This is a genomic window from Pseudomonas sp. FW305-3-2-15-E-TSA4, from assembly GCF_058787295.1.
Genome location: NZ_JBYSZP010000007.1, coordinates 83,324 through 108,892, shown reverse-complemented (window position 1 = coordinate 108,892; position 25,569 = coordinate 83,324). Strand labels below are relative to the sequence as shown.

26 protein-coding genes are annotated in these 25,569 nt (G+C 61.7%); 12 read left to right on the top strand and 14 right to left on the bottom strand.

Going from position 1 to position 25,569, the window contains the following annotated elements:
• Window positions 1-11: 11 nt before the first annotated feature.
• The 3 genes from gmhB to glyQ are packed head-to-tail and all read right to left on the bottom strand — an operon-like array spanning window position 12 to window position 3,560.
• A complete protein-coding gene (gene gmhB, locus AC3WMV_RS11645; protein WP_177325594.1) occupies window positions 12-551 on the bottom strand; it encodes a D-glycero-beta-D-manno-heptose 1,7-bisphosphate 7-phosphatase in 540 nt (179 codons plus the stop codon).
• A 4-nt stretch (window positions 552-555) separates the two neighbouring features.
• Window positions 556-2,610 carry a glycine--tRNA ligase subunit beta gene (gene glyS / locus AC3WMV_RS11640; protein WP_103367979.1) on the bottom strand — a complete coding sequence of 685 codons (2,055 nt, stop codon included), beginning with the start codon at window positions 2,608-2,610 and terminating at the stop codon, window positions 556-558.
• The gene (glyQ, locus tag AC3WMV_RS11635) at window positions 2,607-3,560 is read right to left on the bottom strand and encodes a glycine--tRNA ligase subunit alpha (RefSeq protein WP_003187265.1); all 954 of its coding nucleotides are present in this window, start codon (window positions 3,558-3,560) and stop codon (window positions 2,607-2,609) included. The genes glyS and glyQ overlap by 4 nt, the downstream gene beginning before the upstream one ends.
• Before the next feature lie 81 nt (window positions 3,561-3,641).
• Between glyQ and AC3WMV_RS11630 the strand changes: the two genes are divergently transcribed.
• From AC3WMV_RS11630 to AC3WMV_RS11620, 3 genes are all read left to right on the top strand, one after another.
• Window positions 3,642-4,199: a DNA-3-methyladenine glycosylase I gene (locus AC3WMV_RS11630; protein ID WP_027610277.1), complete on the top strand. Its 558-nt coding sequence runs from the start codon at window positions 3,642-3,644 to the stop codon at window positions 4,197-4,199.
• A gap of 40 nt (window positions 4,200-4,239) precedes the next feature.
• A complete protein-coding gene (locus AC3WMV_RS11625; protein WP_047596996.1) occupies window positions 4,240-5,127 on the top strand; it encodes a lysophospholipid acyltransferase in 888 nt (295 codons plus the stop codon).
• 107 nt (window positions 5,128-5,234) lie between these two features.
• Complete coding sequence (locus AC3WMV_RS11620) at window positions 5,235-5,474, top strand: PilZ domain-containing protein (protein WP_095139782.1); 240 nt, start codon at window positions 5,235-5,237, stop codon at window positions 5,472-5,474.
• Here AC3WMV_RS11620 and AC3WMV_RS11615 read toward each other — a convergent pair.
• The 5 genes from AC3WMV_RS11615 to def all read right to left on the bottom strand — a co-directional run bounded on the left by AC3WMV_RS11615 (window position 5,471) and on the right by def (window position 10,165).
• Complete coding sequence (locus tag AC3WMV_RS11615; protein WP_103367980.1) at window positions 5,471-5,788, bottom strand: tetratricopeptide repeat protein; 318 nt, start codon at window positions 5,786-5,788, stop codon at window positions 5,471-5,473. The genes AC3WMV_RS11620 and AC3WMV_RS11615 overlap by 4 nt on opposite strands.
• A gap of 147 nt (window positions 5,789-5,935) precedes the next feature.
• Entirely contained in the window at window positions 5,936-7,312 is a 1,377-nt protein-coding gene (gene trkA / locus AC3WMV_RS11610; RefSeq protein ID WP_003220233.1) for a Trk system potassium transporter TrkA, read from the bottom strand.
• A gap of 22 nt (window positions 7,313-7,334) precedes the next feature.
• Window positions 7,335-8,645: a 16S rRNA (cytosine(967)-C(5))-methyltransferase RsmB gene (rsmB, locus tag AC3WMV_RS11605; protein WP_103367981.1), complete on the bottom strand. Its 1,311-nt coding sequence runs from the start codon at window positions 8,643-8,645 to the stop codon at window positions 7,335-7,337.
• Window positions 8,642-9,601, bottom strand: a complete 960-nt coding sequence (gene fmt / locus AC3WMV_RS11600) for a methionyl-tRNA formyltransferase (RefSeq protein ID WP_103367982.1) — start codon at window positions 9,599-9,601, stop codon at window positions 8,642-8,644. Before fmt ends, rsmB begins: the two co-directional genes overlap by 4 nt.
• Before the next feature lie 57 nt (window positions 9,602-9,658).
• Complete coding sequence (gene def, locus AC3WMV_RS11595) at window positions 9,659-10,165, bottom strand: peptide deformylase (RefSeq protein ID WP_027610272.1); 507 nt, start codon at window positions 10,163-10,165, stop codon at window positions 9,659-9,661.
• A gap of 159 nt (window positions 10,166-10,324) precedes the next feature.
• On the opposite strand from def, the gene AC3WMV_RS11590 reads away from it, so the two are divergent.
• The 4 genes from AC3WMV_RS11590 to AC3WMV_RS11575 all read left to right on the top strand — a co-directional run bounded on the left by AC3WMV_RS11590 (window position 10,325) and on the right by AC3WMV_RS11575 (window position 14,054).
• Window positions 10,325-11,350: a LysM peptidoglycan-binding domain-containing protein gene (locus tag AC3WMV_RS11590; protein WP_103367983.1), complete on the top strand. Its 1,026-nt coding sequence runs from the start codon at window positions 10,325-10,327 to the stop codon at window positions 11,348-11,350.
• 82 nt (window positions 11,351-11,432) lie between these two features.
• Window positions 11,433-12,530, top strand: a complete 1,098-nt coding sequence (dprA, locus tag AC3WMV_RS11585; protein WP_103367984.1) for a DNA-processing protein DprA — start codon at window positions 11,433-11,435, stop codon at window positions 12,528-12,530.
• 55 nt (window positions 12,531-12,585) lie between these two features.
• Entirely contained in the window at window positions 12,586-13,143 is a 558-nt protein-coding gene (gene tsaC / locus AC3WMV_RS11580; RefSeq protein ID WP_003220243.1) for an L-threonylcarbamoyladenylate synthase type 1 TsaC, read from the top strand.
• 239 nt (window positions 13,144-13,382) lie between these two features.
• Window positions 13,383-14,054: a GNAT family N-acetyltransferase gene (locus AC3WMV_RS11575; RefSeq protein WP_103367985.1), complete on the top strand. Its 672-nt coding sequence runs from the start codon at window positions 13,383-13,385 to the stop codon at window positions 14,052-14,054.
• Window positions 14,055-14,119: 65 nt separating this feature from the next.
• Here the strand turns inward: AC3WMV_RS11575 and AC3WMV_RS11570 are convergent, their stop codons facing one another.
• A complete protein-coding gene (locus AC3WMV_RS11570) occupies window positions 14,120-15,097 on the bottom strand; it encodes a quinone oxidoreductase family protein (RefSeq protein WP_027610268.1) in 978 nt (325 codons plus the stop codon).
• Window positions 15,098-15,260: 163 nt separating this feature from the next.
• Here AC3WMV_RS11570 and hemF point away from each other — a divergent pair, with 163 nt between their 5' ends.
• Both hemF and aroE read left to right on the top strand, forming a co-directional pair.
• Window positions 15,261-16,175, top strand: coding sequence for an oxygen-dependent coproporphyrinogen oxidase (hemF, locus tag AC3WMV_RS11565; RefSeq protein ID WP_103367986.1), 915 nt, complete (start codon window positions 15,261-15,263; stop codon window positions 16,173-16,175).
• A gap of 9 nt (window positions 16,176-16,184) precedes the next feature.
• Complete coding sequence (gene aroE, locus AC3WMV_RS11560) at window positions 16,185-17,006, top strand: shikimate dehydrogenase (protein ID WP_098966439.1); 822 nt, start codon at window positions 16,185-16,187, stop codon at window positions 17,004-17,006.
• Window positions 17,007-17,096: 90 nt separating this feature from the next.
• On the opposite strand, the gene AC3WMV_RS11555 is transcribed toward aroE, so the two are convergent.
• From AC3WMV_RS11555 to betC, 3 genes are all read right to left on the bottom strand, one after another.
• On the bottom strand, window positions 17,097-18,665 hold the full coding sequence (locus AC3WMV_RS11555; protein ID WP_103367987.1) for a SulP family inorganic anion transporter: 1,569 nt from the start codon (window positions 18,663-18,665) through the stop codon (window positions 17,097-17,099).
• Between the two features lie 192 nt (window positions 18,666-18,857).
• On the bottom strand, window positions 18,858-19,778 hold the full coding sequence (choX, locus tag AC3WMV_RS11550; protein ID WP_103367988.1) for a choline ABC transporter substrate-binding protein: 921 nt from the start codon (window positions 19,776-19,778) through the stop codon (window positions 18,858-18,860).
• A gap of 15 nt (window positions 19,779-19,793) precedes the next feature.
• Window positions 19,794-21,308, bottom strand: a complete 1,515-nt coding sequence (gene betC, locus AC3WMV_RS11545) for a choline-sulfatase (RefSeq protein ID WP_103367989.1) — start codon at window positions 21,306-21,308, stop codon at window positions 19,794-19,796.
• Window positions 21,309-21,422: 114 nt separating this feature from the next.
• Here betC and AC3WMV_RS11540 point away from each other — a divergent pair, with 114 nt between their 5' ends.
• Complete coding sequence (locus AC3WMV_RS11540) at window positions 21,423-22,373, top strand: choline sulfate utilization transcriptional regulator (RefSeq protein WP_097090213.1); 951 nt, start codon at window positions 21,423-21,425, stop codon at window positions 22,371-22,373.
• A 46-nt stretch (window positions 22,374-22,419) separates the two neighbouring features.
• Here AC3WMV_RS11540 and AC3WMV_RS11535 read toward each other — a convergent pair whose 3' ends face one another.
• Window positions 22,420-23,085 (bottom strand): NAD(P)-dependent oxidoreductase, encoded by a 666-nt coding sequence (locus AC3WMV_RS11535; protein WP_096797622.1) that lies wholly within the window; start codon window positions 23,083-23,085, stop codon window positions 22,420-22,422.
• A gap of 83 nt (window positions 23,086-23,168) precedes the next feature.
• Between AC3WMV_RS11535 and AC3WMV_RS11530 the strand changes: the two genes are divergently transcribed.
• A complete protein-coding gene (locus AC3WMV_RS11530) occupies window positions 23,169-23,495 on the top strand; it encodes a DOPA 4,5-dioxygenase family protein (protein ID WP_096797621.1) in 327 nt (108 codons plus the stop codon).
• Here the strand turns inward: AC3WMV_RS11530 and AC3WMV_RS11525 are convergent, their stop codons facing one another.
• Complete coding sequence (locus tag AC3WMV_RS11525; protein WP_097090211.1) at window positions 23,496-23,897, bottom strand: GFA family protein; 402 nt, start codon at window positions 23,895-23,897, stop codon at window positions 23,496-23,498. It abuts the gene before it with no gap.
• A gap of 323 nt (window positions 23,898-24,220) precedes the next feature.
• Here AC3WMV_RS11525 and AC3WMV_RS11520 point away from each other — a divergent pair, with 323 nt between their 5' ends.
• On the top strand, window positions 24,221-25,528 hold the full coding sequence (locus tag AC3WMV_RS11520) for a CitMHS family transporter (RefSeq protein ID WP_007954069.1): 1,308 nt from the start codon (window positions 24,221-24,223) through the stop codon (window positions 25,526-25,528).
• The last annotated feature ends 41 nt before the right edge of the window (window positions 25,529-25,569 follow it).

The window sequence follows — 25,569 nt, the reverse complement described above, 5'->3', positions numbered from 1 at the left end:
TCAGAAGCACTCTAGTTGTGGATAAGTTCTGCGGCAATCGCCGCCAGATCGTCAAAAATCAGGGTGCCGACCGGAAGGGTCTTGCCCAGAGTTTTTTCGCCTTTCCCGGTCTTTACCAAAACGGGCTGTGAATCGACGGCTTTGGCGGCCTCCAGGTCACCAAGGCTGTCGCCGACGAACCAGACATTCGTCAGCGCCACGTTGTAATGCGCCGCGATGGTTTGCAACATCCCCGGCTTCGGCTTGCGGCAATCGCAACCCTCGTCCGGACCATGCGGGCAGTACACGATCAGCCCGACTTCACCGCCCTGCTCTGCCACGAGCGTGCGCAGACGCGCGTGCATGGCGTCGAGGGTGGCAAGGTCGTAATAGCCGCGAGCAATGCCCGACTGGTTGGTAGCGACCGCCACCGTCCAGCCGGCCTTGCTCAACTGCGCAATCGCCTCGATCGAGCCGGGCAGTGGAATCCACTCCTCCACCGACTTGATGTAAGCGTCGGAGTCGTAATTGATCACTCCATCCCGATCGAGAATCAGCAGTTTCAACAGCAATTCCTCAACCCAGCAGCGAAATGTCGGCAACCCCGAGGAACAGGCCACGCAGACGCGCGAGCAGCGCGTAGCGGTTGGCCCGGACCTTGGCGTCTTCGGCATTGACCATCACCGCGTCGAAGAACGCATCCACCGGCTCGCGCAATGCCGCCAGACGCGCCAGCGATTCGTTGTACTGACGCGCTGCGGCCATTGGCTGCACCGCCTGATCCGCTTGCTGGATCGCCGAGTACAGCGAGAACTCGTTGGCGTTGTCGAAGTATTTGGCTTCGACCACGGTCGGCACCGAGCCTTCAACCTTGCTCAACAGGTTCGATACACGCTTGTTGACCGCCGCCAGCGCTGCCGCTTCCGGCAGTTTGCGGAAGGCCTGAACCGCTTGCACACGCTGGTCGAAGTCCAGCGCTGAACCCGGCTTCAGGGCACGTACCGACAGGTAAGTGGCGACATCGACGCCCTCGTCTTCGTAACGCGCACGCAGACGGTCGAAGATGAATTCCAGCACCGCGTCGTTCAGACCGGCAGCCTTGACCTTGGTACCGAACGCAGCCACGGCGAAAGCCACGGCGTCGTTCAGGTCCAGATCCAGTTGTTTCTCGATCAGGATGCGCAGCACGCCGAGGGCCGCACGGCGCAGGGCATACGGGTCTTTGCTGCCGGTCGGCAGCATGCCGATACCGAAGATGCCGACCAGGGTGTCGAGCTTGTCGGCGATCGCGACAGCGGCACCGGTCAAGGTCGCCGGCAGTTCAGCACCGGCACCGCGTGGCATGTACTGCTCGTTCAGCGCCAGCGCGACATCTTCCGGCTCGCCGTCATTGAGCGCGTAGTAGTAACCGGCGACACCTTGCATCTCCGGAAACTCGCCGACCATTTCGGTGGCCAGGTCGCACTTCGACAGCAGGCCGGCACGGGCCGCCCAGGAAGCGTTGCCGCCGATCCGCGCGGCGATGTAGGCCGCGAGTTTCGAAACGCGCTCGGCCTTGTCGTAGACGCTGCCGAGTTTTTCCTGGAACACCACGTTCTTCAGGCGATCATTGAAGGCTTCGAGTTTCTGCTTCTTGTCTTGCTTGAAGAAGAACTCGGCGTCGGTCAGGCGTGGGCGAACCACTTTCTCGTTACCGGCGATGATCTGCTGTGGATCTTTGCTTTCGATGTTGGCGACGGTGATGAACCGTGGCAGCAACTTGCCGTCGGCATCCAGCAGGCAGAAGTACTTCTGGTTGTCCTGCATGGTGGTGATCAGTGCTTCCTGCGGCACGTCGAGGAAGCGTTCCTCGAACGAGCACACCAGCGGCACCGGCCATTCGACCAGCGCGGTCACTTCATCGAGCAGCGCCGGCGGCACGATCGCGGTGCCTTCCTGACGGGTCGCCAGTTCTTCGGTGCGCTTGCTGATGATCTCGCGACGCTCGTTGGCATCGGCCAGCACGTAGGCGGCACGCAGGTCGGCTAGGTAGCTCGACGGCGAACCGATGCGCACGCTTTCCGGGTGATGGAAACGGTGACCACGGGAGTCGCGGCCAGCCTTCTGCGCGAGGATGGTGCAGTCGATGACCTGGTCACCGAGCAGCATCACCAGCCACTGGGTCGGACGCACGAACTCTTCCTTGCGCGCACCCCAACGCATGCGTTTCGGGATCGGCAGGTCGTTCAGCGAATCTTCGACGATGGTCGGCAGCAGGCTTGCGGTTGGCTTGCCGGCGATGTTCTGGCTGTAACGCAGTTTCGGGCCGCTCTGGTCGATTTCGCTCAGCTCGACGCCGCACTTCTTGGCGAAGCCCAGGGCTGCCTGAGTCGGGTTGCCTTCAGCGTCGAAGGCGGCCTGACGTGGCGGGCCATCCAGGTTGATGCTGCGATCCGGTTGCTGGGTCGCCAGCGCCGTGATCAGCACCGCCAGACGGCGCGGCGCGGCATAGACCGTTTTGCTTTCGTAGCTCAGGCCGGCAGCTTGCAGGCCCTTGTCGATACCGGCGAGGAACGCTTCAGCCAGGGTGTTCAGGGCTTTTGGCGGCAGTTCTTCGGTGCCCAGTTCAACCAGAAAATCTTGCGCACTCATTGTGCAGCCTCCAGCTTGGCCAGTACTTCATCACGCAGGTCCGGGGTCGCCATCGGGAAGCCCAGCTTGGCGCGAGCCAGCAGATAGGCTTGTGCAACGGAACGCGCCAGGGTGCGTACGCGCAGGATGTATTGCTGACGCGCGGTCACCGAGATCGCCCGGCGCGCGTCCAGCAGGTTGAAGGTGTGCGAGGCCTTCAGGACCATTTCGTAGCTTGGCAACGGCAGCGGCTGGTCGAGCTCGATCAGGCGCTTGGCTTCGCTTTCATAGAAGTCGAACAGTTCGAACAGTTTGTCGACGTTGGCGTGTTCGAAGTTGTAGGTGGACTGCTCCACTTCGTTCTGGTGGAACACGTCGCCGTAGGTCACCTTGCCGAACGGACCGTCAGCCCAGACCAGGTCGTAGACCGAGTCCACGCCCTGCAGGTACATGGCCAGACGCTCCAGACCGTAAGTGATCTCGCCGGTCACCGGGTAGCACTCGATGCCGCCGGCCTGCTGGAAATAAGTGAACTGGGTCACTTCCATGCCGTTGAGCCAGACTTCCCAGCCCAGACCCCAGGCGCCGAGGGTTGGCGATTCCCAATTGTCTTCGACGAAGCGGATGTCGTGGACCAGCGGGTCCAGGCCGACATGCTTGAGCGAGCCCAGGTACAGTTCCTGGAAGTTGTCCGGGTTCGGCTTCAGAACCACCTGGAACTGATAGTAGTGCTGCAGACGGTTCGGGTTTTCCCCGTAGCGGCCGTCAGTCGGACGGCGGCTTGGCTGCACGTACGCGGCGTTCCAGGTTTCCGGGCCGATGGCGCGCAGGAAGGTCGCGGTGTGGAAAGTGCCGGCGCCTACTTCCATATCGTAGGGCTGAAGTACCACACAACCTTGCTCGGCCCAGTATTGCTGGAGCGCGAGGATCAAGTCTTGGAAGGTACGCACGGCTGGCGTAGGCTGGCTCACGAAATTCACCTGTTTCTTGGGCTGCGATTTAAAGAGCGGGAGTATACCCGATTCAGTCGCACCTCCACCCCCTGGAGCCTTATGCCACGCTGCTTTTGGTGTACCGAAGATCCGCTGTACATGGCTTATCACGATCAGGAGTGGGGCACGCCGCTACGCGATGCGCAGGGTTTGTTCGAGTTGCTTTTGCTCGAAGGGTTCCAGGCCGGGCTGTCGTGGATCACCGTGCTGCGTAAACGCGAGCGCTACCGCGAGGTGTTGTACGGCTTCGACGTGCAGCGTGTGGCACAGATGAGCGACGCCGAAATCGATGAACTGATGCTCGATCCGGGGATCATCCGCAACCGCCTCAAACTCAATGCCGCCCGACGCAATGCCCAGGCCTGGCTGGCGCTGGAGGATCCGGTGGCCTTCCTCTGGTCGTTCGTCGGCGATCGACCGATCATCAATCATTTCAAGGATCGCAGCGAAGTCCCGGCGATCACCCCCGAAGCGCTGGCGATGAGCAAAGCCCTGAAAAAGGCCGGCTTCACCTTCGTTGGCCCAACCATTTGCTACGCACTGATGCAGGCTTCGGGCATGGTCATGGATCACACTCAGGACTGCGACCGCTACGCGCAGCTGGTCAACGGCGGTTAGAATGGCCGCCTCGCGCACAGCACAAAATCAGGAGTGACCTGTGGAAAAGTTTAAAGGCGCCTTGCTGGTAGGCGCTCTGCGGCTGTTTGCCCTGCTGCCATGGCGGGCCGTGCAGGCCGTGGGTTCGGCGATCGGCTGGATCATGTGGAAAACCCCCAACCGTTCCCGCGACGTGGTGCGGATCAACCTTTCCAAATGTTTTCCACAGATGGACCCAGCCGAGCGCGAGCGCCTGGTCGGCCAGAGCCTCAAAGACATCGGCAAGTCCCTGACCGAAAGTGCCTGCGCCTGGATCTGGCCGGCCCAGCGTTCCATCGATCTGGTGCGCGAAGTCGAAGGCCTCGACATCCTCAAGGATGCGCTGGCCTCGGGCAAAGGCGTGGTCGGCATCACCAGCCACCTGGGCAACTGGGAAGTGCTGAACCACTTCTATTGCAGCCAGTGCAAACCGATCATTTTCTACCGCCCGCCAAAGCTCAAGGCTGTGGATGAATTGCTGCGCAAGCAACGCGTGCAACTGGGCAATAAAGTCGCTGCCTCCACCAAGGAAGGCATCCTCAGCGTCATCAAGGAAGTGCGCAAAGGTGGTGCAGTGGGCATTCCGGCTGACCCGGAACCGGCCGAATCCGCGGGGATCTTCGTGCCGTTCTTCGCCACCCAGGCGCTGACCAGCAAATTCGTGCCGAACATGCTCGCCGGCGGCAAAGCGGTCGGGGTGTTCCTCCACGCTCTGCGCCTGCCGGACGGTTCGGGCTACAAAGTGATCCTCGAAGCGGCGCCAGAAGCCATGTACAGCACCGATACCGAGGAGTCCTGCGCGGCTATGAGCAAAGTGGTCGAGCGTTATGTCGCGGCGTATCCGAGCCAGTACATGTGGAGCATGAAGCGCTTCAAGAAACGTCCGCCGGGCGAAGCGCGCTGGTACTGAACAAGTTGGCACACTCTGTGGATAAACTGTAAGAGCTGCCGCAGGCTGCGATCTTTTGATCGTGCTCCTTCAGTTATCCACAACCGTTCATCAAAGGGCGCAACAAGATGTCCGAACAGCGCAAATCCTTCCGCATCAAGATCACCCACGACAGCTTCGGCGAATGCCTCGGGCAGACGCGCAACCTGTCGGCTACCGGCGTGTATGTGCAGCATCCGCGCTTGGCTTCACTGCCCAAAGGCGCTGTGGTTTATGGTCAGGTGCAGGGTTTACCCACCGGCGCGCCACGGGTGCGAATGGAAGTGGTGACGGTGGATGCCGAGGGCATCGGCCTGCGTTATCTCTAGCCTATTGCCTGTCGGTCGAGTTTCTTCAGAAACACCGTCATTTCCTTTTCGGCCTGCTTGTCGCCATGGGCGCGGGCGGCTTCCAGACCCTGTTCCCACGCCTGACGTGCGGCGGCGTGATCGCCCAGTGCGAGTTGCGCCTTGCCCAATAGCTTCCACGCCGCCGAATACTTCGGATCGAAACCGACACAGCGCTGGAAATGCTCGGCTGCCTTGGCGTTCTCTCCCAAATCCAGATAACCCTTGCCCAGGCCAAAGCGCAGCAATGAGTTATCCACACCCTTGGCGAGCATTTTTTCCAAGGATTCGAGCATCGGTGGGTTCCTTTTCTGTGGAGTGTCAGGTGTTGATCGGTGTCAGTTACACCGCTTTCGCGAGCAGGCTCGCTCCCACAGGGGAAACGCATTCCAAATGTGGGAGCGAGCCTGCTCGCGAAGGGGCCAGTGCCGTCAGCGCAAAACTCAGAAGAAGCTCAAACCCACATGAAACAGCTTCTCCACATCGCGAATATGCTTTTTATCCACAAGGAACAGAATCACATGGTCGCCGGTTTCGATCACCGTATCGTCGTGGGCGATGATCACTTCTTCGTTGCGGATGATCGCGCCAATCGTGCTGCCCGGCGGCAGGCCGATTTTTTCGATCGGCCGGCCGATGACCTTGCTCGACTTCGCATCGCCGTGGGCAATCGCCTCGATGGCCTCCGCCGCGCCCCGGCGCAATGAGTGCACGCTGACGATATCGCCACGGCGTACGTGGGCCAGCAAGGTGCCGATGGTCGCCAGTTGCGGGCTGATGGCGATGTCGATGTCGCCGCCCTGGATCAGGTCGACGTAAGCCGGGTTGTTGATGATCGTCATCACCTTCTTCGCGCCCAGGCGTTTGGCCAACAGGGACGACATGATGTTGGCTTCGTCATCGTTGGTCAGGGCGAGGAAGATGTCGGCGTCGGCGATGTTCTCTTCCAGCAGCAGATCACGGTCCGAGGCGCTGCCCTGCAGCACCACGGTGCTGTCGAGGGTGTCGGAGAGATAGCGGCAGCGCGCCGGGTTCATCTCGATAATCTTCACCTGGTAGCGGCTTTCGATGGCCTCGGCCAGACGCTCGCCGATCTGCCCGCCACCGGCAATCACGATGCGCTTGTAGGTTTCGTCGAGACGGCGCATTTCGCTCATCACCGCGCGAATATTCTCACGGGCGGCGATGAAGAAGACTTCGTCATCGGCCTCAATCACCGTATCGCCTTGCGGCAGGATCGGCCGGTCGCGGCGGAAAATCGCCGCGACACGCGTCTCGACATTCGGCATGTGCTCGCGCAACTGGCGCAATTGCTGACCCACCAGCGGCCCGCCGTAATAGGCGCGCACCGCCACCAGTTGCGCCTGGCCTTCGGCGAAGTCGATCACTTGCAGCGCGCCCGGATGCTGGATCAGACGCTTGATGTAGTTGGTCACCACCTGCTCGGGGCTGATCAGCACGTCGACCGGAATCGCTTCGTTCTGGAACAGCTGTTCTTCGCGGTTCAGATAAGACGCTTCGCGCACCCGGGCGATTTTGGTCGGGGTGTGGAACAGGGTGTGCGCGACCTGGCAGGCGACCATGTTGGTCTCGTCGCTGTTGGTCACCGCCACCAGCATATCGGCATCGTCGGCGCCGGCCTGACGCAGCACCGACGGCAGCGAGCCGCGGCCCTGAATGGTGCGGATGTCGAGACGGTCGCCGAGGTCGCGCAGGCGTTCGCCATCGGTGTCGACCACGGTGATGTCGTTGGCTTCGCTCGCCAGGTGTTCAGCCAGCGAACCGCCGACCTGTCCCGCACCGAGGATGATGATTTTCATCCAGTCACTCCGTTGAATCCGTTTAGCCGCGCGCGGCAGCGATCTTGATCAGCTTGGCGTAGTAGAACCCGTCATGCCCTCCCTGCTGGGCCAGCAATTGGCGACCATGGGGCTGTTTGATCCCGGCCGTGGTGGCCAGGTCGAGTTCGCGGGCACCGGGCGTGCGCTCAAGGAACGCGGCGATGACTTCGGTGTTCTCGGTCGGCAAGGTCGAGCAAGTGGCGTAGAGCAGGATGCCGCCGACTTCGAGGGTTTTCCACAGGGCGTCGAGCAGTTCGCCTTGCAGTTGCGCGAGGGCAACGATGTCGTCCGGCTGACGGGTCAGCTTGATGTCCGGGTGGCGGCGGATCACGCCGGTGGCCGAGCATGGCGCGTCGAGCAGGATGCGCTGGAACGGCTTGCCGTCCCACCACGCGGCGGTATCGCGACCGTCGGCAGCGATCAGTTCGGCGCTCAGCCCCAGCCGCTCAAGGTTTTCCTTCACCCGCACCAGACGCTTGGCTTCCAGATCCACCGCCACCACACCGGCCAGCGCCGGTTCGGCTTCGAGGATGTGGCAGGTCTTGCCGCCCGGCGCGCAACACGCATCGAGCACCCGTTGGCCCGGGGCCAGATCGAGCAGATCGGCGGCCAGTTGCGCGGCTTCGTCCTGCACGCTGATCCAGCCTTCGGCAAAACCCGGCAGGCTGCGCACATCGGCGGCGGCGTCGAGGACGATGCCGTCGCGGCTGTAAACGCACGGCGTGGCGGCGATGCCGGCCTCGCTGAGCAAGCCGAGGTAGGCGTCGCGGCTGTGATAGCGGCGGTTGACCCGCAGGATCATCGGCGGGTGCGCGTTATTCGCCGCGCAGATCGCTTCCCATTGCTCCGGCCAGAAGGCTTTCAGGGATTTTTGCAGCCAGCGCGGGTGGGCGGTGCGTACCACCGGATCGCGCTCCAGCTCGGCGAAAATCGTCTCGCTTTCGCGCTGGGCATTGCGCAGCACGGCGTTGAGCAAACCCTTGGCCCACGGCTTTTTCAGCTTGTCGGCGCAACCGACGGTTTCGCCGATGGCCGCGTGCGGCGGCACGCGGGTGTAGAGCAGTTGATAGAGACCGACCAGCAGCAGCGCCTCGACATCGGCGTCGGCAGCCTTGAACGGCTTCTGCAAAAGTTTTTCCGCCAGTGCCGACAGCCGTGGCTGCCAGCGCGCGGTGCCGAACGCCAGATCCTGGGTGAAACCGCGATCACGGTCCTCGACCTTGTCCAGTTGCGTTGGCAGGGAGCTGTTCAACGACGCCTTGCCACTGAGCACGGCGGCGAGTGCCTTGGCGGCGGCCAGACGCGGGTTCATTGCGCGTCCACCACGGCGCCGAGCACGGTGCCGACGGCGAATTTCTCGCGGCGGCTGTTGAACAGGTCGCTGAAGTTCAGCGCCTTGCCGCCGGGCAGTTGCAGACGGGTCAGGCACAACGCCTGCTCACCGCAGGCCACGATCAGGCCGTCCTTGCTGGCGCTGAGGATTTCACCCGGTGCGCCTTTGCCGTCAGCCAGGGTCGCGGCCAGCACTTTCAGCGCTTCACCGTTGAGGGTGCTGTGGGTAATCGGCCATGGATTGAAGGCGCGTACCAGACGCTCCAGTTCAACCGCGGGACGGCTCCAGTCGAGACGCGCTTCGTCCTTGTTCAGTTTGTGGGCGTAGGTGGCGAGCTCGTCGTTCTGCACTTCGCCTTCGAGGGTTCCGGCGGCCAGACCGGCAATTGCCTGGACCACGGCGGGCGGGCCCATTTCGGCGAGGCGGTCGTGCAGCGTGCCACCGGTGTCATCGGCGCTGATCGGGGTCACGACCTTGAGCAGCATTGGCCCGGTGTCGAGGCCGGCTTCCATGCGCATCACAGTCACGCCGCTTTCGGCATCACCGTGTTCCACGGCGCGCTGGATCGGCGCCGCACCGCGCCAGCGTGGCAGCAGCGAGGCGTGGCTGTTGATGCAGCCCAGACGCGGAATATCCAACACCGCTTGCGGCAGGATCAGGCCGTAGGCGACCACCACCAGCAAGTCCGGTTTCAGCGCGGCGAGTTCAGCCTGAGCATCGGCGTTGCGCAGGGTCGGCGGCTGCAACACCTGGATATTATTTTCCAGGGCCAACTGTTTGACCGGGCTCGGCATCAGTTTTTGCCCGCGACCGGCCGGACGATCCGGTTGGGTGTAGACCGCAACGATCTCGTAAGGGCTGTTCAGCAGGGCCTTGAGGTGTTCGGCGGCAAATTCCGGGGTACCGGCAAAAACGATGCGCAGTGGCTCAGTCATGAAGGGCGTCTCATAAAAAGAAAAAGGCTTGCCGCAGCAAGCCTTTGAAGGAGGGCATCAAGCGTTCTGGCGATGCAGCTTTTCCAGTTTCTTCTTGATCCGGTCGCGTTTGAGCGTGGACAGGTAATCGACGAACAACTTGCCGTTGAGATGGTCGCATTCGTGCTGGATGCACACCGCGAGCAGACCTTCGGCGATCAGTTCGTAAGGCTGGCCATCGCGGTCCAGCGCCTTGATTTTGACCTTCTGCGGGCGGTCGACGTTTTCGTAGAAACCCGGCACCGACAGGCAGCCTTCCTGGTACTGATCCATCTCGTCAGTCAGCGATTCGAACTCGGGGTTGATGAACACCCGGGGTTCGGTGCGGTCTTCGGAAAGGTCCATCACGACGATACGTTTGTGCACGTTGACCTGGGTCGCGGCGAGGCCGATGCCCGGCGCTTCATACATTGTTTCAAACATGTCATCGACCAACTGACGCACTTCGTCGTCCACTACTGCCACAGGCTTGGCGATAGTACGCAGACGCGGGTCCGGAAATTCGAGGATGTTTAAAATGGCCATAGGCTGATTGCTGCACGTATTGAGTAAAGTCGGGTCGATGGCCTGGCAGGTCCGAAGATGCAGGCTACCGTTGTGAAGCGTAGCTAATGCAATTTGCAGTAGCGAGCCACGGGGGCTCTGACGGTTCACGCGAACGCACATGATAAAGGGATTCGCTGCATGAGGAAAACACTACTCGCCCTGCTGCTTCTGGCTTCGGCCGCGGCTGCGCAAGGGCAAGTGCAACTCAGGGATGGTTTTCCACAGCAATACACGGTGGTTTCGGGAGACACCCTCTGGGACATTTCCGGCAAATACCTGCGCGAGCCCTGGCAATGGCCACAGCTGTGGCGGGCCAATCCGCAAATCGAAAACCCCAACCTGATCTACCCCGGCGACACGCTGACGCTCAGTTTCGTCAACGGCCAGCCGCAGCTGACCCTCAATCGCGGCGAGTCACGGGGCACCATCAAGCTGTCGCCGCGCATTCGCACCAGCCCGGTGGCCGAGGCGATTCCGAGCATTCCGCTGAAATCAATCAACAGTTTCCTGCTGAGCAACCGCATCGTCGACAAGGTCGAGGACTTCGACAAGGCGCCTTATATCGTCGCCGGCGATGCCGAGCGCGTGTTGAGTGGCACTGGCGACCGGATCTTCGCCCGGGGCCACTTCGATCCGAATCAACCGGTGTACGGCATCTTCCGCCAGGGCAAGGTCTACACCGACCCGCAGACCAAGGAGTTTCTCGGGATCAACGCCGACGATATCGGTGGCGGTGAAATCGTCGCCACCGAAGGCGACGTCGCCACCCTCGCCCTGCAACGCACCACCCAGGAAGTACGTCTGGGCGATCGTCTGTTCAGCGGCGAAGAGCGCTCGATCAATTCCACCTTTATGCCCAGCGCCCCGAGCACCGACATCAACGGCCTGATCATCGACGTGCCGCGCGGCGTCACGCAGATCGGCGTGATGGACGTGGTCACCCTGAACAAAGGCAAGCGCGACGGTCTGGCCGAAGGCAATGTGCTGGTGGTGATGAAAACCGGGGAAACCGTGCGCGACCGGGTCACCGGCCAGCCGCTCAAAATTCCCGATGAACGGGCCGGTCTGCTGATGGTGTTCCGCACCTACGACAAGCTCAGTTACGGCCTCGTACTCAACGCATCGCGCTCGCTGGCGGTGCTCGACAAGGTGCGAAATCCTTAGCAGGCTTAACAAGTTACCAACAGAGTTATCCACAGCTTGTTCCGAATGGTTCGGGACTTATAACGATCAAGGATGATCCACGATGCTGTCTGCCTGTACGCCGGTTTCCCCTGCGGAACTGGAAGCGCGTTTGCGCCTGCACCGCTTGCCGGAAATCGGCCCGAAACGTTTTGCCAAACTGCTTGAAGCCTTCGGCTCGGCGTCAAAAGCCCTGAGCGCGCCGGCCAGTGCCTGGCGTGCGCTGGGGTTGCCGACGGCGTCGGCCGAGGCCCGGCGCAACCCTGAAGTGCGCGACGGCGCCAGCCATGCATTGCGCTGGCTAGAGCGGCCCGGCCAGCATCTATTGATGTTGGACCAGGCGGATTATCCGGCGCTGCTGGCGCAGATCCCTGACCCGCCACCGCTGTTGTTCGTCGCCGGTGATCCGCTGATTCTGGAAAAACCGCAACTGGCGATGGTCGGCAGTCGCAGTGCTTCACGTCCGGGAATGGACACCGCCGCAGCGTTCTCCCGCAGCCTCGCCGGGGCCGGTTTCGTCATCACCAGTGGCTTGGCGCTGGGTATCGATGCGGCTGCGCATCAAGCGGCTCTGGACGTCGGCGGGCAAACCGTCGGCGTACTCGGCACCGGCCTGGAAAAGTTTTATCCACAGCGCAATCGCCGACTCGCCGACGCGATGATTGCCTCGGGCAGCGCCGTGCTTTCGGAGTTTCCACTGGACGCCGGCCCGACGGCGAGCAACTTCCCCAGGCGCAACCGGATCATCAGCGGTTTGTCTCTCGGTGTGCTGGTGGTCGAGGCGAGTGTCGCCAGCGGTTCACTGATCACCGCTCGGCTGGCGGCGGAACAGGGCCGCGAGGTGTATGCGATTCCCGGCTCGATCCATCACCCCGGCGCACGCGGTTGCCATCAGTTGATCCGCGACGGCGCGGTGCTGGTGGAAACCATCGAACACATTCTCGAAGCCCTGCGCGGCTGGCAGCATTTGCCGTTATCCACAGACCCGCCGGATTCCGCGCATCCCTTGCTTGATCTGCTGCACGCCGCGCCGCACACCAGCGAAGCCTTGGTCGAAAGCAGCGGCTGGGCGTTGCCCAAAGTCCTCGCGGCGCTCACCGAGCTGGAAATGGACGGCCGCGCAGTGTGTGAAAACGGTCGCTGGCTGGCGAGGACACGCTAGGTTTTACAGGGAAGATCGGTAAACTGCGCAAAACCTGTTTTCGGAGAGTTTTTTCATGGTCAACAGTTGGCGTGTGCAACAAGCCGCACGAGAGATTCGCGCCGGGGCGGTGATTGCCTATCCAACCGAAGCCGTCTGGGGGCTGGGTTGCGACCCGTGGAACGAAGAGGCAGTGGATCGTCTGCTGGCGATCAAGAACCGTTCGGTGGACAAGGGCCTGATCCTGGTCGCCGACAACATCCGCCAGTTCGACTTCCTGTTCGAAGACTTCCCGCAAGAGTGGCTCGACCGCATGGCCAGCACCTGGCCGGGGCCGAACACCTGGCTGGTGCCGCATCAGAACCTGTTGCCGGAATGGGTGACGGGCGTGCATGACACGGTGGCGCTGCGGGTCAGCGATCACCCGCAGGTGCGGGATCTGTGCTCGATGGTCGGGCCGCTGATTTCCACCTCGGCCAACCCGCAGGGTCGGCCGGCGGCGCGCACGCGGTTGCGCGTCGAGCAGTATTTCCGTGGGCAGATCGACCTGATCCTTGGCGGGCAGCTGGGTGGGCGCAAGAACCCCAGCGTGATCCGCGATCTGGCAACCGGCAAGGTCATTCGTCCCGACTGACCCTGCGCGAAAACCTATACCGTGAGTCTTCCTCGCCTTGATGGCGAGGAAGACTACGCCTGCCTGCGAATTATCCTGCAATGACGCCGGTTTCCCTGTCGGAAAAGTCGCCAAGTCCCCGGATTCATTGGCTTTTCCCACTTGATTATCAGACTTTCTGGCGTGGCGGAATCGGTAAAAGCAACCATCCTTTCCCTGCACTCGAAACACTTCGATAAGTTAAGGTCTGCGGAGAAAGAATGGACACTACCAATTTGCAACTCACGGATTACCTGCAGGCGCTTCAGGTAACGTTGAAGAGTCACCATGAGGGTTGTCGCATCGTGATGCTTGAGGCAGGGGCGGATACTCAGGACTTCGACCGGTTTATCGATCGGCAATTTCGGCTTCGGTTGCAGCATTACATGCTGACTTCACGGGCGCGGATGCTCGAAACCAGACTGGCGATAAAGTCGCGCAGTACCCATTTCCTGCTGTATCGGCACGATCAACTGTTGGCGGTATTGAGAGCGACTCCGGCACCGTTCGAGTGGGTATCGCTGGCGCAGCAACACGTTTCTCCCACAGTAGCGCTGTCGCGCCATGTCGAATTCAGTCGATTGATGTCGTACACACCCAATCAGTTGCCCATTGCGGTCAACGGTCTGCTGGCGGCCGCTACCGAGTGGGCCATTAAACGCGGTTATAACGGGGTAACCGCGTTGTGCAGATCGCAACAGCTGCGCTTCTACCAGCGCTTCGGCCTGATGCCGATCGCTTCCAATGCCCTGCATATCGACCAGCGCGCACGCGGCGATTACTGGGTGCTGTCAGCCGAGTGGCGGCAAATTCTCGCGGCGGTCCAACCGCCTGATCCGGCGGTTGGCCACGTGGTGCAGAAACCGTTGGAGTGTCATCTGCCGAGGTGTTGAACGCGTTCGAACTGACTTGCCAGCCGTGGGTTCGCAACCCTGACTGGCAAGACGTCGAAGGTTTGTCAGGGCAGCAGGATGGTCGAGCCGGTGGTACGCCGGGCCGACAATTCGGTCTGCGCCTTCGCCGCATCAGCCAGTGGATAGCGCTGGCTGATGCTCACCTTGAGCTTGCCGCTGATGATCATCTCGAACAGCTCGTCGGCCATGCGCTGCAGGTTCTCGGCGTTGTTGGCGTAGGTCGCCAGGGTCGGGCGGGTCACGTACAGCGAGCCCTTGGCCGAAAGAATCCCCAGATTCACCCCGTCCACCGCACCGGAGGCGTTGCCGAAACTCACCACCAGCCCACGCGGCGACACACTGTCGAGCGAGGTCAGCCAGGTGTCTTTGCCGACGCCGTCGTACACCACCGGGACTTTCTTGCCGTCAGTCAGCTCCAGCACCCGCTGTGCCACGTTTTCGTGGCTGTAATCGATGGTTGCCCAAGCGCCGTTGGCTTTGGCCAGTTCGGCTTTTTCCTTCGAGCTGACCGTGCCGATCAGCTTGACGCCCAGTGCCTTGGCCCATTGGCAGGCCAATGAACCGACACCCCCGGCAGCGGCGTGGAACAGAATGGTTTCGCCACCCTTGAGTTCATAGGTCTGGCGCAGCAGGTACTGCACGGTGAGGCCCTTGAGCATGACCCCGGCTGCGGTCTCGAAGCTGATTTCGTCCGGCAGCTTCACCAGATTGGCTTCGGGCAGGGTGTGCAACTGGCTGTAGGCACCCAGCGGGCCGCTGCCATATGCCACGCGATCACCGACCTTGAACCGGGTGACGTCGCTGCCCACCGCATCGACGATGCCGGCGCCTTCTGCGCCGAGCCCGGACGGCAAGGCTGGCGGGGCATACAGACCGCTGCGGAAATAGGTATCGATGAAGTTCAGGCCGATCGCCTTGTTCGCCACCCGCACCTGATTCGGGCCGGGCGCGGCGGGTTCGTAGTCAACAAACTCGAGCACTTCGGGACCGCCGTGGGCGCGGAACTGGATACGCTTTGCCATCTGCCTGCTCTCCTTGGGTCGTTTGTAAGCCCCCTATCCAACTCCCCTGCTTGATCTTCGTCAACTGCGGCGCGCAGGTTTGCGGTGTTATGCTACGCGCCCATTTGCGCCGCCCCCTGCCTGCGGGGCGCCCGCGTAGTTATGCCCGATTCAAGGTGAAGCCATGACGACCCGCACCGACGCCGTAAAGGCCTATCTGCTCGATTTGCAAGACCGCATCTGTGCCGCGCTGGAAACCGAGGACGGCGGCACGCGTTTCGTCGAAGACGCCTGGACCCGGCCTGCCGGTGGTGGCGGTCGTACCCGCGTGATCGAAAACGGTACGGTGATCGAAAAGGGCGGCGTCAACTTTTCCCACGTGTTCGGCAGCGGGCTGCCGCCGTCGGCCAGCGCCCATCGCCCGGAACTGGCCGGTCGCGGTTTCGAAGCCCTCGGCGTGTCGCTGGTGATTCACCCGCACAACCCGCATGTGCCGACGTCCCACGCCAACGTGCGCTTTTTCATCGCCGAGAAGGAAGGTGAAGAGCCGGTCTGGTGGTTCGGCGGCGGCTTCGACCTGACCCCCTATTACGGCAATGAAGAAGACTGCATCCACTGGCACCGCGTCGCCGAGCAGGCCTGCGCGCCGTTCGGTGCGGACGTCTATCCGCGTTACAAGGCCTGGTGCGACACCTATTTCCACATCAAGCATCGCCATGAACCGCGTGGCATCGGTGGTCTGTTTTTCGATGACCTGAACGAGTGGGACTTCGACACCAGTTTCGCCTTCATGCGCGCCATCGGTGATGCCTACATCGACGCTTACCTGCCCATCGTGCAGCGCCGCAAGAATGATGTGTTCACTGCGAAACAGCGTGAATTCCAGGAATTCCGCCGTGGCCGCTACGTCGAGTTCAACCTGGTCTACGACCGAGGCACCCTGTTCGGCCTGCAATCGGGCGGGCGTACCGAGTCGATCCTCATGTCGTTGCCGCCGCAAGTGCGCTGGGCCTATGACTTCAAGGCCGAACCCGGCAGCGAAGAAGCGCGCCTGACCGACTACTTCCTGCAAGACCGCGACTGGCTGGCCGAGGCCTGAGGACTGCTGATGGATCGTTACGTCGTTTTCGGTAACCCGATCGGCCACAGCAAGTCGCCGATGATTCACAAACTGTTCGCCGAGCAGACCGGTCAGCGCCTCGACTACAGCACCCTGCTGGCGCCGCTTGACGACTTCAGTGCCTGCGCCATGGCGTTCTTCCAGGACGGTCGCGGCGCCAACGTCACGGTGCCGTTCAAGGAAGAGGCCTATCGCCTGGCGAACAGCCTGACCGCTCGCGCGCAGCGCGCTGGTGCGGTGAACACCTTGAGCAAACTGGTCGACGGTTCGCTGCTCGGCGACAACACCGACGGCGCCGGTCTGGTGCGCGACCTGACGGTGAATGCCGGTTTCAGCCTGACCGGCAAACGCATTCTGCTGCTCGGCGCTGGTGGCGCGGTGCGTGGTGCGCTGGAGCCGTTGCTGGCGGAGAAGCCGGCGTCGGTGATTATCGCCAACCGCACGGTGGACAAGGCCGAGCTGCTGGCCGAGCTGTTCTGTGATCTGGGGCCGGTGTCGGCCAGTGGTTTCGACTGGTTGCAGGAGCCGGTGGACGTGATCATCAACGCCACTTCCGCCAGCCTCACCGGCGACGTGCCGCCGATTGCCGCGAGCCTGATCGAGCCGGGCCAGACCCTGTGCTACGACATGATGTACGGCAAAGAGCCGACCGCATTCTGCCGTTGGGCCAGCGAGCATGGCGCGGCGGTATCGATGGATGGTCTGGGGATGCTGGCTGAACAGGCGGCCGAGGCGTTTTTCCTGTGGCGCGGGGTGCGTCCGGATACGGCGCCGGTACTGGCGGAACTACGCCGCCAGTTGGCCCTTTAAAAGCTTCGCGAGCAAGCCCGCTCCCACATTGGAATGCGATCAAATGTGGGAGCGGGCTTGCTCGCGAATGGCCGCACCGCCGATCCTGGATCAATCCTCAAACCGGATTGGACACTTTTCCGGCCCTTCGAGCTTCCGCAACTCCTCCACCACCTGCGGCCGCGCCCGGCGCAGGGTCAGGCTGCGATCCTGACGCAGCAGGCGCCGCGCCTCCTGATGCAGCATCTCCACCCCCGAATAATCGATGAAGTTGATCTGCTGCGCCTCGATCACCACCCGCGTACCGTGCAGCCGTTGCAGGCGCACTTGCAGGTAATGGCTGGCGCCGAAGAAGATCGAGCCGCCGACCCGCAGCACGTCCTCCTCACCTTCGCGCGAATGCTGCACTCGCGGTTGCGAAGTGCGCTTGAGGTAGAAGAACAGCGACGCCAGCACCCCGGCATAGATCGCGGTCTGCAGTTCCAGTAGCAGCGTGGCGAGGCAGGTCAGCGCCATGACCACGAACTCGGCCCGGCTGACCCGCAGCAACGAACGAATCCCGCGATGATCCACCAGCCCCCAGGCGATCAGTAGAATGCTCCCGGCCATCGCCGGAATCGGAATGTGTGAAATCAGCCCGGCGCCGAAAATCGCGAACAGCGCGACCCAGATCGCCGAAAACACCCCGGCCAGCGGCGAACAGGCGCCCGCCTCGTAACTCAGGCCTGAGCGGGTGAACGAACCGGCGGAGAGCGATCCGGAAAAGAACGCCCCGACAATATTCGACAAGCCCTGTGCGCGGACTTCCTGGTTGGCATCAAGCAACTGCTGCGAACGTGCAGCAATCGAACGGGCAATCGACAGGCTAGTGACCAGACCGAGCATGCCTACCGCCACCGCGCTCGGCAGCAAGCGCAGCACCAGATCGAGATCCAGCGGCAGCGCACTGAACGGTGGCAGGCGTCCGACAAAGGCGCTGACCAGATGCACGTGGCCGAACATCGCCGGCCATAACCACACCACTGCGCTGCCCAGCACCAGCGTTATCAACAGAGTCGGCCAGCGCGGCAGCAGTTGTCTGAGGACAAAACCGACCAGCACCGTGGCCACACCCAACACCAGTGATGGGTTATCCACAGCCCGCAGCTGTTGCAGCAGGTCCATCAGACTGGCCAGCGCCGTGGCTTTCGCCGGCAGATCCAGCCCCAGCAGATTCGGCAACTGGCCGATGGCAATCACCACCGCCGCGCCGAGGGTGAAGCCGAGCACCACCGAGTGCGAGACGAAATTCACCAGTGCACCGAAGCGCAGCAGGCCGAGCAGCCACTGGAAAATCCCCGCCAGGAAGCTCAGCAGCAGGATCAGCGTGATGTAGTCCTGGGATGCGGGAACGGCCAAAGGACTGACGCTGGCGTAGAGCACAATCGAAATTGCTGCAGTCGGGCCGCAGATCAGATGCCACGACGACCCCCACAGGCAGGCGATCAGCACCGGGATGATCGCCGCATAGAGGCCGTATTCAGGTGGCAGGCCGGCGATCAGTGCGTAGGCGATCGACTGCGGCAACGCGAGAATCGCACCGCTCAGGCCAACGACCAGATCCCGGCCGACGCTGGCGCGGGTTTGCCGGGGCAGCCAGGTCAGGAAGGGAAAGAGTGAATGGCGACTTGGCAGGGCCATGGGTCCTCGCGGTGTGTGGGTTTATGCAAGGTTATCAGGACGCGCCAATCACTGTGGCGAGGGAGCTTGCTCCCGCTCGACTGCGAAGCAGTCGCAAACCAGACCACTCGGTTTGTCTGCGAAAACCCAGTCAGTCCGATTGGGAGCGCTGCGCACTCCAGCGGGAGCGAGCTCCCTCGCCACAAGAATGCGTTAGAGTTTGGCCTTCACCGCAGGCAACGCATCCTTGCCATCCACGGTCTTCACCCCATCCAGCCACTTGTCCAGCACCGCCGGATTGGCTTTGATCCATGCCTTCACCGCCTCGGCATTGCTGACTTTCTTGTTCACCACCTCAGCCATGATGCTGTTCTCCATGTCCTGAGTGAACGTCAGGTTGGTCAGCAACTTGCCCACGTTCGGGCAGGCCTCGGCGTAGCCTTTGCGGGTCAGGGTGTAGACGCTGCCGGTGTCGCCGAAATACTTCTCGCCGCCCTTGAGGTAATGCATCTTCAGCTGCACGTTCATCGGGTGTGGGGTCCAGCCGAGGAAGGTGACGAATTTCTGTTTCTTCACTGCCCGCGAGACTTCGGCGAGCATCGCCTGTTCGCTGGATTCGATCAGCTTCCACTGGCCGAGGTCGAAGTCGTTTTTCTTGATGATTTCCTGCAGCGAGATGTTCGCTGGCGCACCGGAGCCGATGCCGTAGATTTTCTTGTCGAACTTGTCGGCGTATTTGTTCAGGTCGGCAAAGTCATGCACACCGGCATCCCACACATAATCCGGGACGGCCAGGGTGAACTCGGTGCCGTCGAGATTCTTCGCCAATTGCGTGACGTCACCGGTGGCGACGAACTTGTCGTAGAAGCCCTGCTGCGCCGGCATCCAGTTGCCGAGGAACACATCCACCTGACCGTCCTTCAAACCGCCGAAGGTGATCGGCACCGCGAGGGTGTCGACCTTGGCCTTGTAGCCCATGCCGTCCAGCAGAAACCCGGTGATGGCGTTGGTCGCGGCGATGTCGCTCCAGCCCGGGTCGGCCATTTTCACCGTTTCGCAGCTTTGCTCGGCAAATGCCGAGGCGCTGGCCAGAGCCAGCAGGCCAATCGTCAGTGCTGTGGATAACTTGCGCATGGACTTCCCCTTACATTATTGGTTTTGGCAGGGTTGTGGATAACGGGCCTTGCGTTCCAGATCGTCGAGGTCGATGTGGTTGCGCATGTATTGCTGACTGGCATCCACCAGCGGCTGGTGATCCCAGCTCTTCAGCTTGCCGATGGTCAGGGCATCGGCGACAAAACGACGGCGACGCTGGCTGGCGAGCACCTCGCGGTGAATCGCCGGGATGTCCCACTTGGCCCGCGCTTCGGCGATAAAATCGTCGAACAGCTGGCGATGTTGCGGCGACTGGCTGAGTTCTTCGAGTTCACGCGGGTCGTTGTGCACGTCGAAGAGTAGGCACGGGTCGCTTTCACTGTAGATAAATTTGTAGGCGCCGCGACGGATCATCATCAGCGGGCTGACCGTGCCCTCTGCCATGTACTCGCCGAACACTTCGTCGTGCCCGCCCTGCCCTTGCAGGTGCGTCAGCAGCGAGCGGCCGTCCAGCGGCAAGTTCGGCTCCAGGCTGCCGCCGGCCAGTTCAACGAAGGTCGGCAACAGGTCGGCGGTGGACACTGCCGCGCTAACCCGGCCAGTAGCGAACTGCCCCGGCGCACTGATCAGCAGCGGCACCCGTGCAGCCATCTCGAACCAGTGCATTTTGTACCAGAGGCCTTTCTCGCCGAGCATGTCACCGTGGTCGCCGGAGAACACGATGATGGTGTCATCGATCAGCCCGGTTTCTTCGAGGGTTTGCAGAAGTTTGCCAACGTTGGCGTCGATATAGCTGCAAGCACCGAAGTAGGCATGCCGTGCATCGCGGATCTTATCCACAGGCAGCGGCTTGTCCCACAGGTCGTAGACCTTGAGCAGGCGTTGTGAGTGCGGATCGAGGGAGTGTTGATCGGGGGTTGTCGGCAACGGGATGTCGCTATCGTCGTACAAATCCCAAAATGCCTTGGGAATCGTGTACGGGTCGTGTGGGTGAGTCATCGAAACGGTCAGGCAGAACGGCTGATCGCCGTCCTCGCGAATGTGATCGAACAGGTATTGCTGGGCCTTGAACACCACCTCTTCATCGAAGTCGAGCTGGTTGGTGCGCACGCACGGCCCGGCCTGCAGCACCGACGACATGTTGTGATACCAGCTCGGGCGCACGTCCGGCTCGTCCCAGTTCACCGCCCAGCCGTAGTCGGCCGGGTAGATGTCGCTGGTCAGGCGCTCTTCATAACCGTGCAACTGATCCGGGCCGCAGAAATGCATCTTGCCCGACAGCGCGGTGCGGTAACCGAGGCGACGCAGGTAGTGGGCGTAGGTCGGAATATCGGCAGGGAAATCGGCGGCGTTGTCGTAGGCGCCGATCTTGCTCGGTAACTGGCCGCTGACCAGAGTGAAACGCGACGGCGCGCACAGCGGACTGTTGCAGTAAGCGGCATCGAACACCACGCCCTGAGCGGCGAGGCGCGAAAGATTCGGCAGTTTGATTGGCGACGGGCCGTAGATTGGCAACATTGGCGCGGCCATTTGATCGGCCATGATGAAAAGAATGTTCTTGCGCTTCATGTGATCGCGGCATTCCATAGTGAATATTTATGCGACATTGCTGCGATCGAGCATGGAGTCCATGCCCCGTCCGGTAAAGCCTGCGCCGGACAATGACTAGGATAAGCACAGCTTATGTATGACGCCCTCGGCAACTTATCTCTCGACCTGTTACGCGCCTTCGAAGCGGCTGCACGCCATCGCAGTTTTACCGCCGCCGCGGTGGAGCTGGGCACTACGCAGCCGGCGATCAGCCAGCAGATCAAGCGTCTGGAAGAACAGCTGGGCGCGCGGTTGTTTGACCGGATATACCGCGGCATTGAACTGACCGAGGGCGGGGCGATTCTTTTCGAGCAGATTAAGCTCGGTTTGCAGCATATCGACGCAGGGTTGAGCGCGATCAGTACGCAACAGCAACATGAAGTATTGCAAGTCGCCACCGATTTCGCTTTCGCCGCCTACTGGCTGATGCCGCGCCTGCACCGCTTTCATGAAGCCAACCCGAACGTCGATGTCAGCCTGGTCACCAGCGAGCGCAACCACAACATGCTACGCACCGACATCGACGTGGCGGTGCTGTTTGGTGACGGCCGATTTAAACAGGGCGAGAGCCATTGGCTGTTCAGCGAAGAAGTGTTTCCAGTGTGCAGCCCGCAACTGCTCAAGGGCCGCACCCTGCCCTTGCCTGCTCAGACGTTGCTGGAGTTTCCATTGCTGCACTTGCGCGGGGAAAACAGCAGCAACTGGTTTGACTGGAGCGGTCTGTTTCGCGAACTGGGCATCAACACGCCGCCGGCGCCGGGGCAATTGCGTTTCGACAATTACACGCTGCTGATTCAAGCGGCGATTGGCGGCCAGGGTGTGGCCATCGGCTGGCGGCACCTTGTGGATAACTTGCTGACCCAGGGCTTGCTCTGTCGGCCTGTCGCCGAGACCACGTTGTCGCGCCTGGGTTATTACGTGGTGTTGCCGCAACGCAAACGCCGGGGGGCGTTGATTCAACAGTTTGTCGACTGGTTGATGGCCGAGCAGGCGAGCAGTGCCGAGTCCCTCGCCGGAGTGGCATTGCCGTCGATTGCGGTTTGAACATCAAAAACAACTCCCTGTAGGAGCTGCCGCAGGCTGCGATCTTTTACGTACCCGACGTCGCGACAAAATTCACATGCTGCCCCACATGCAGGTTCAGCCGCAGCTCATCGGCAATCCCCACCGCGACCCGGTTCAGCCGTTCCAGCGGCTCCGCCAGCCCCGGCTCAAGATTGCCGCCCACCTGACTGAAATGCTCAATGGTCAGCCCCGCCACCCCGTGCGGCGCATTCACCAGTGTCCACTGCAATGGGCTGCTTTGCAGGGCTTCGCGGATTTCTTCGGCGGCGTGGCGTTGCAGCCCGTCGTCCAGATCTGGCTCGTCGAGCACGGCAAAATTCCCCACCAGAAACAACCGTGACACGTTGGCCGCTTGCAAGCCGTCGACTAGCGCATCGACCGCTAAAACCTGTTCCACCGGGCCGAGCACCACGGACCTTTCCACATGGTCGCTGTTGAACGGCAGACCCGGTGCGTCCAACAAGCAGATCACTGCCGAGCTGCCCGCTACGCTCTGCTTGACCCGCTCGGCATCGAACAGATCGCCGCTTTTGGTGCGCAGGCCCGGACGTGGTGCGAGTACGTTCAAATCGTCGAGAATCGCGATGACTTCGTGCTGCCGTCGCAGCAATTCAGCCATCAACGCACCGCCCAGGCTGGCCATGGCACCATAGAGCACCACTTTCACCGTCGGGGTTTCGGCATTTTTCATGGCTGATTCCTTTTTGTTGTCCCTCGTATGGCGTGTGACACGCAGCCTGCGCCGAGGGTTCGAACCGATTCAGAGGCTTTCAGATGCACGCAATCAATGGCTATCACGCCCACGTCTATTTCGACGCTGACTCAATTGATCAGGCGCGCGCTTTGTGTGAACAGGCGGCGCAGTTGTTTCCTCTGAAGATGGGGCGCGTCCATGAGCGCCCGGTCGGCCCGCATCCAGACTGGAGCTGCCAGTTGGCTTTCGGCCCGGAGCTGATCGGTGAGGTGTTGCCGTGGCTGGCGCTCAATCGCAAGGGGCTGGTGGTGTTTTTGCACCCCGACACTGGCGATGACTTGCTCGATCACACCGAGCATGCGATCTGGATGGGCGCGATACGTCCGCTGGATCTGTCTATTTTCTGATCAAAGCGTTTCTTCAGGCTCGCCCGGCAGATGCTCGTCCAGATGCAGCCAGGGCAATTGGCTGTCGGTCCAGATATGCCGCTCGGCCGGCGCCCGCTCCGGGTGATCCAGCGTGGCGATGGTCACATCAATGCTCTCAGGGCTGAGCAATGTCGCCAGCGCCAGTTGCGCGCCACAGTGCGAACAGAAATACCGCGCGCAACTGCTCGACGAGTCATAGCGCGATGGCGTGCCGCTCAGCCACTGGAAGCTGGCCGCCGCCACGGTAATCCACGTGGTGACAATCCCACCGCTGACTTTGCGGCAGATCGAGCAGTGGCAGTGGGCAATGTCGTGCAACGGCCCGCTGAACTGATAGCGAATCTGTCCGCAGTGGCAGCCACCACTGTGCACTTCTTCCATGTCCGTGCCCTCCCGTCCCCGAAATGATTGACTCTAGCCGCATCCGACAGCCGGTTGGCCATTCGCCTGAAGCTTTCGTCAGCGAAAGGTAGCTGAAAGGTTGCCCGATTAGGATCGCCGCCACTACCGGCAACAGACCGGTTGGCCAACGCGTGTGATCGCTCGCATGTCAGGCCCAATTAACAACAACAATGGTGATTCTGATGTCCTCTGTAGCCCGCCTTCTCGCTGAAACTCCGCCCGTACGTCTCGTGCTTCCCGTTCTGCGCTGATCCCTTCCGATCCGCTCACTCAATTAGCCGCGCTACGCCTGGAGTAATCCCATGCTGACTTTCCTTGGCTTCGCCATGGTCATCACGTTCATGTTCCTGATCATGACCAAGCGCCTGTCTGCGCTGATCGCCCTGATCATCATCCCGATCCTGTTCGCCCTGTTCGGTGGTTTCGCGCCGAAGATCGGCCCGATGATGCTCGAAGGCATTACCAAGCTTGCGCCGACCGGCGTGATGCTGATGTTCGCCATTCTGTACTTCGCCCTGATGATCGACTCCGGCCTGTTCGACCCGGCCGTGCGCAAGATCCTCAAACTGGTCAAGGGCGACCCGCTGAAAGTTTCGGTCGGTACCGCCGTGCTGGCGCTCGTCGTTTCCCTTGATGGAGACGGCGCGACCACTTACATGATCTGCGTGGCCGCCATGCTGCCGCTGTACAGCCGCATCGGCATGAGCCCGCGGATCATGGCCGGTCTGATCATCCTCGCCGGTGGCGTGATGAACATGACCCCGTGGGGCGGCCCGACCGCCCGTGCCGCCAGTGCGCTGCATGTCGACCCGTCGGACATCTTCGTACCGATGATCCCGGCCATGGCCGCCGGTGTGGTGGCGATCCTGATCATTGCCTACTTCTACGGCAAACGTGAGCGTGCGCGTCTGGGTGAGCTGCACCTGATCGGCGACGAGATTGATCACAGTGAAATCAGCGTGTCGCAGTTCCCCGATGCCCGCCGTCCGAAGCTGATCTGGTTCAACGGCCTGCTGACCCTGGCGCTGATGTGCACCCTGATCGCCGGCCTGCTGCCGCTGCCGGTGTTGTTCATGGTGGCGTTCAGTATCGCGATGATCGTCAACTACCCATGCCTGCAAATGCAGAAGGACCGCGTTGCGGCCCATGCCGGCAGCGTGCTGTCGGTGGTCAGTCTGATTTTCGCTGCGGGTATCTTCACCGGTATCCTGTCCGGAACCGGCATGGTCGACGCCATGTCGAAAAGTCTGCTGGCAGTGATTCCGGATTTCCTCGGCCCGTACCTGGCGGTGATCACGGCGCTGGTGAGCATGCCGTTCACATTCTTCATGTCGAACGACGCGTTCTACTACGGCGTGTTGCCGGTGCTCTCCGAAGCGGCCAGCCATTACGGCATCACCGCAGTGGAAATGGCCCGTGCCTCGATCGTCGGTCAGCCCGTCCACTTGCTCAGCCCGCTGGTGCCGTCGACGTACCTGCTGGTGGCGCTGGCCGGTATCGAGTTCGGTGACCACCAGCGTTTCACCCTGAAGTGGGCAGTGCTGGTCTGCCTGTGCATACTGGTGGCCGCCTTGCTGCTGGGGACGTTCCCGCTGTTCAGCACGTTGTAACGGCATTCACTCACCATGACGCCAGCTGCTTGCTGGCGTCA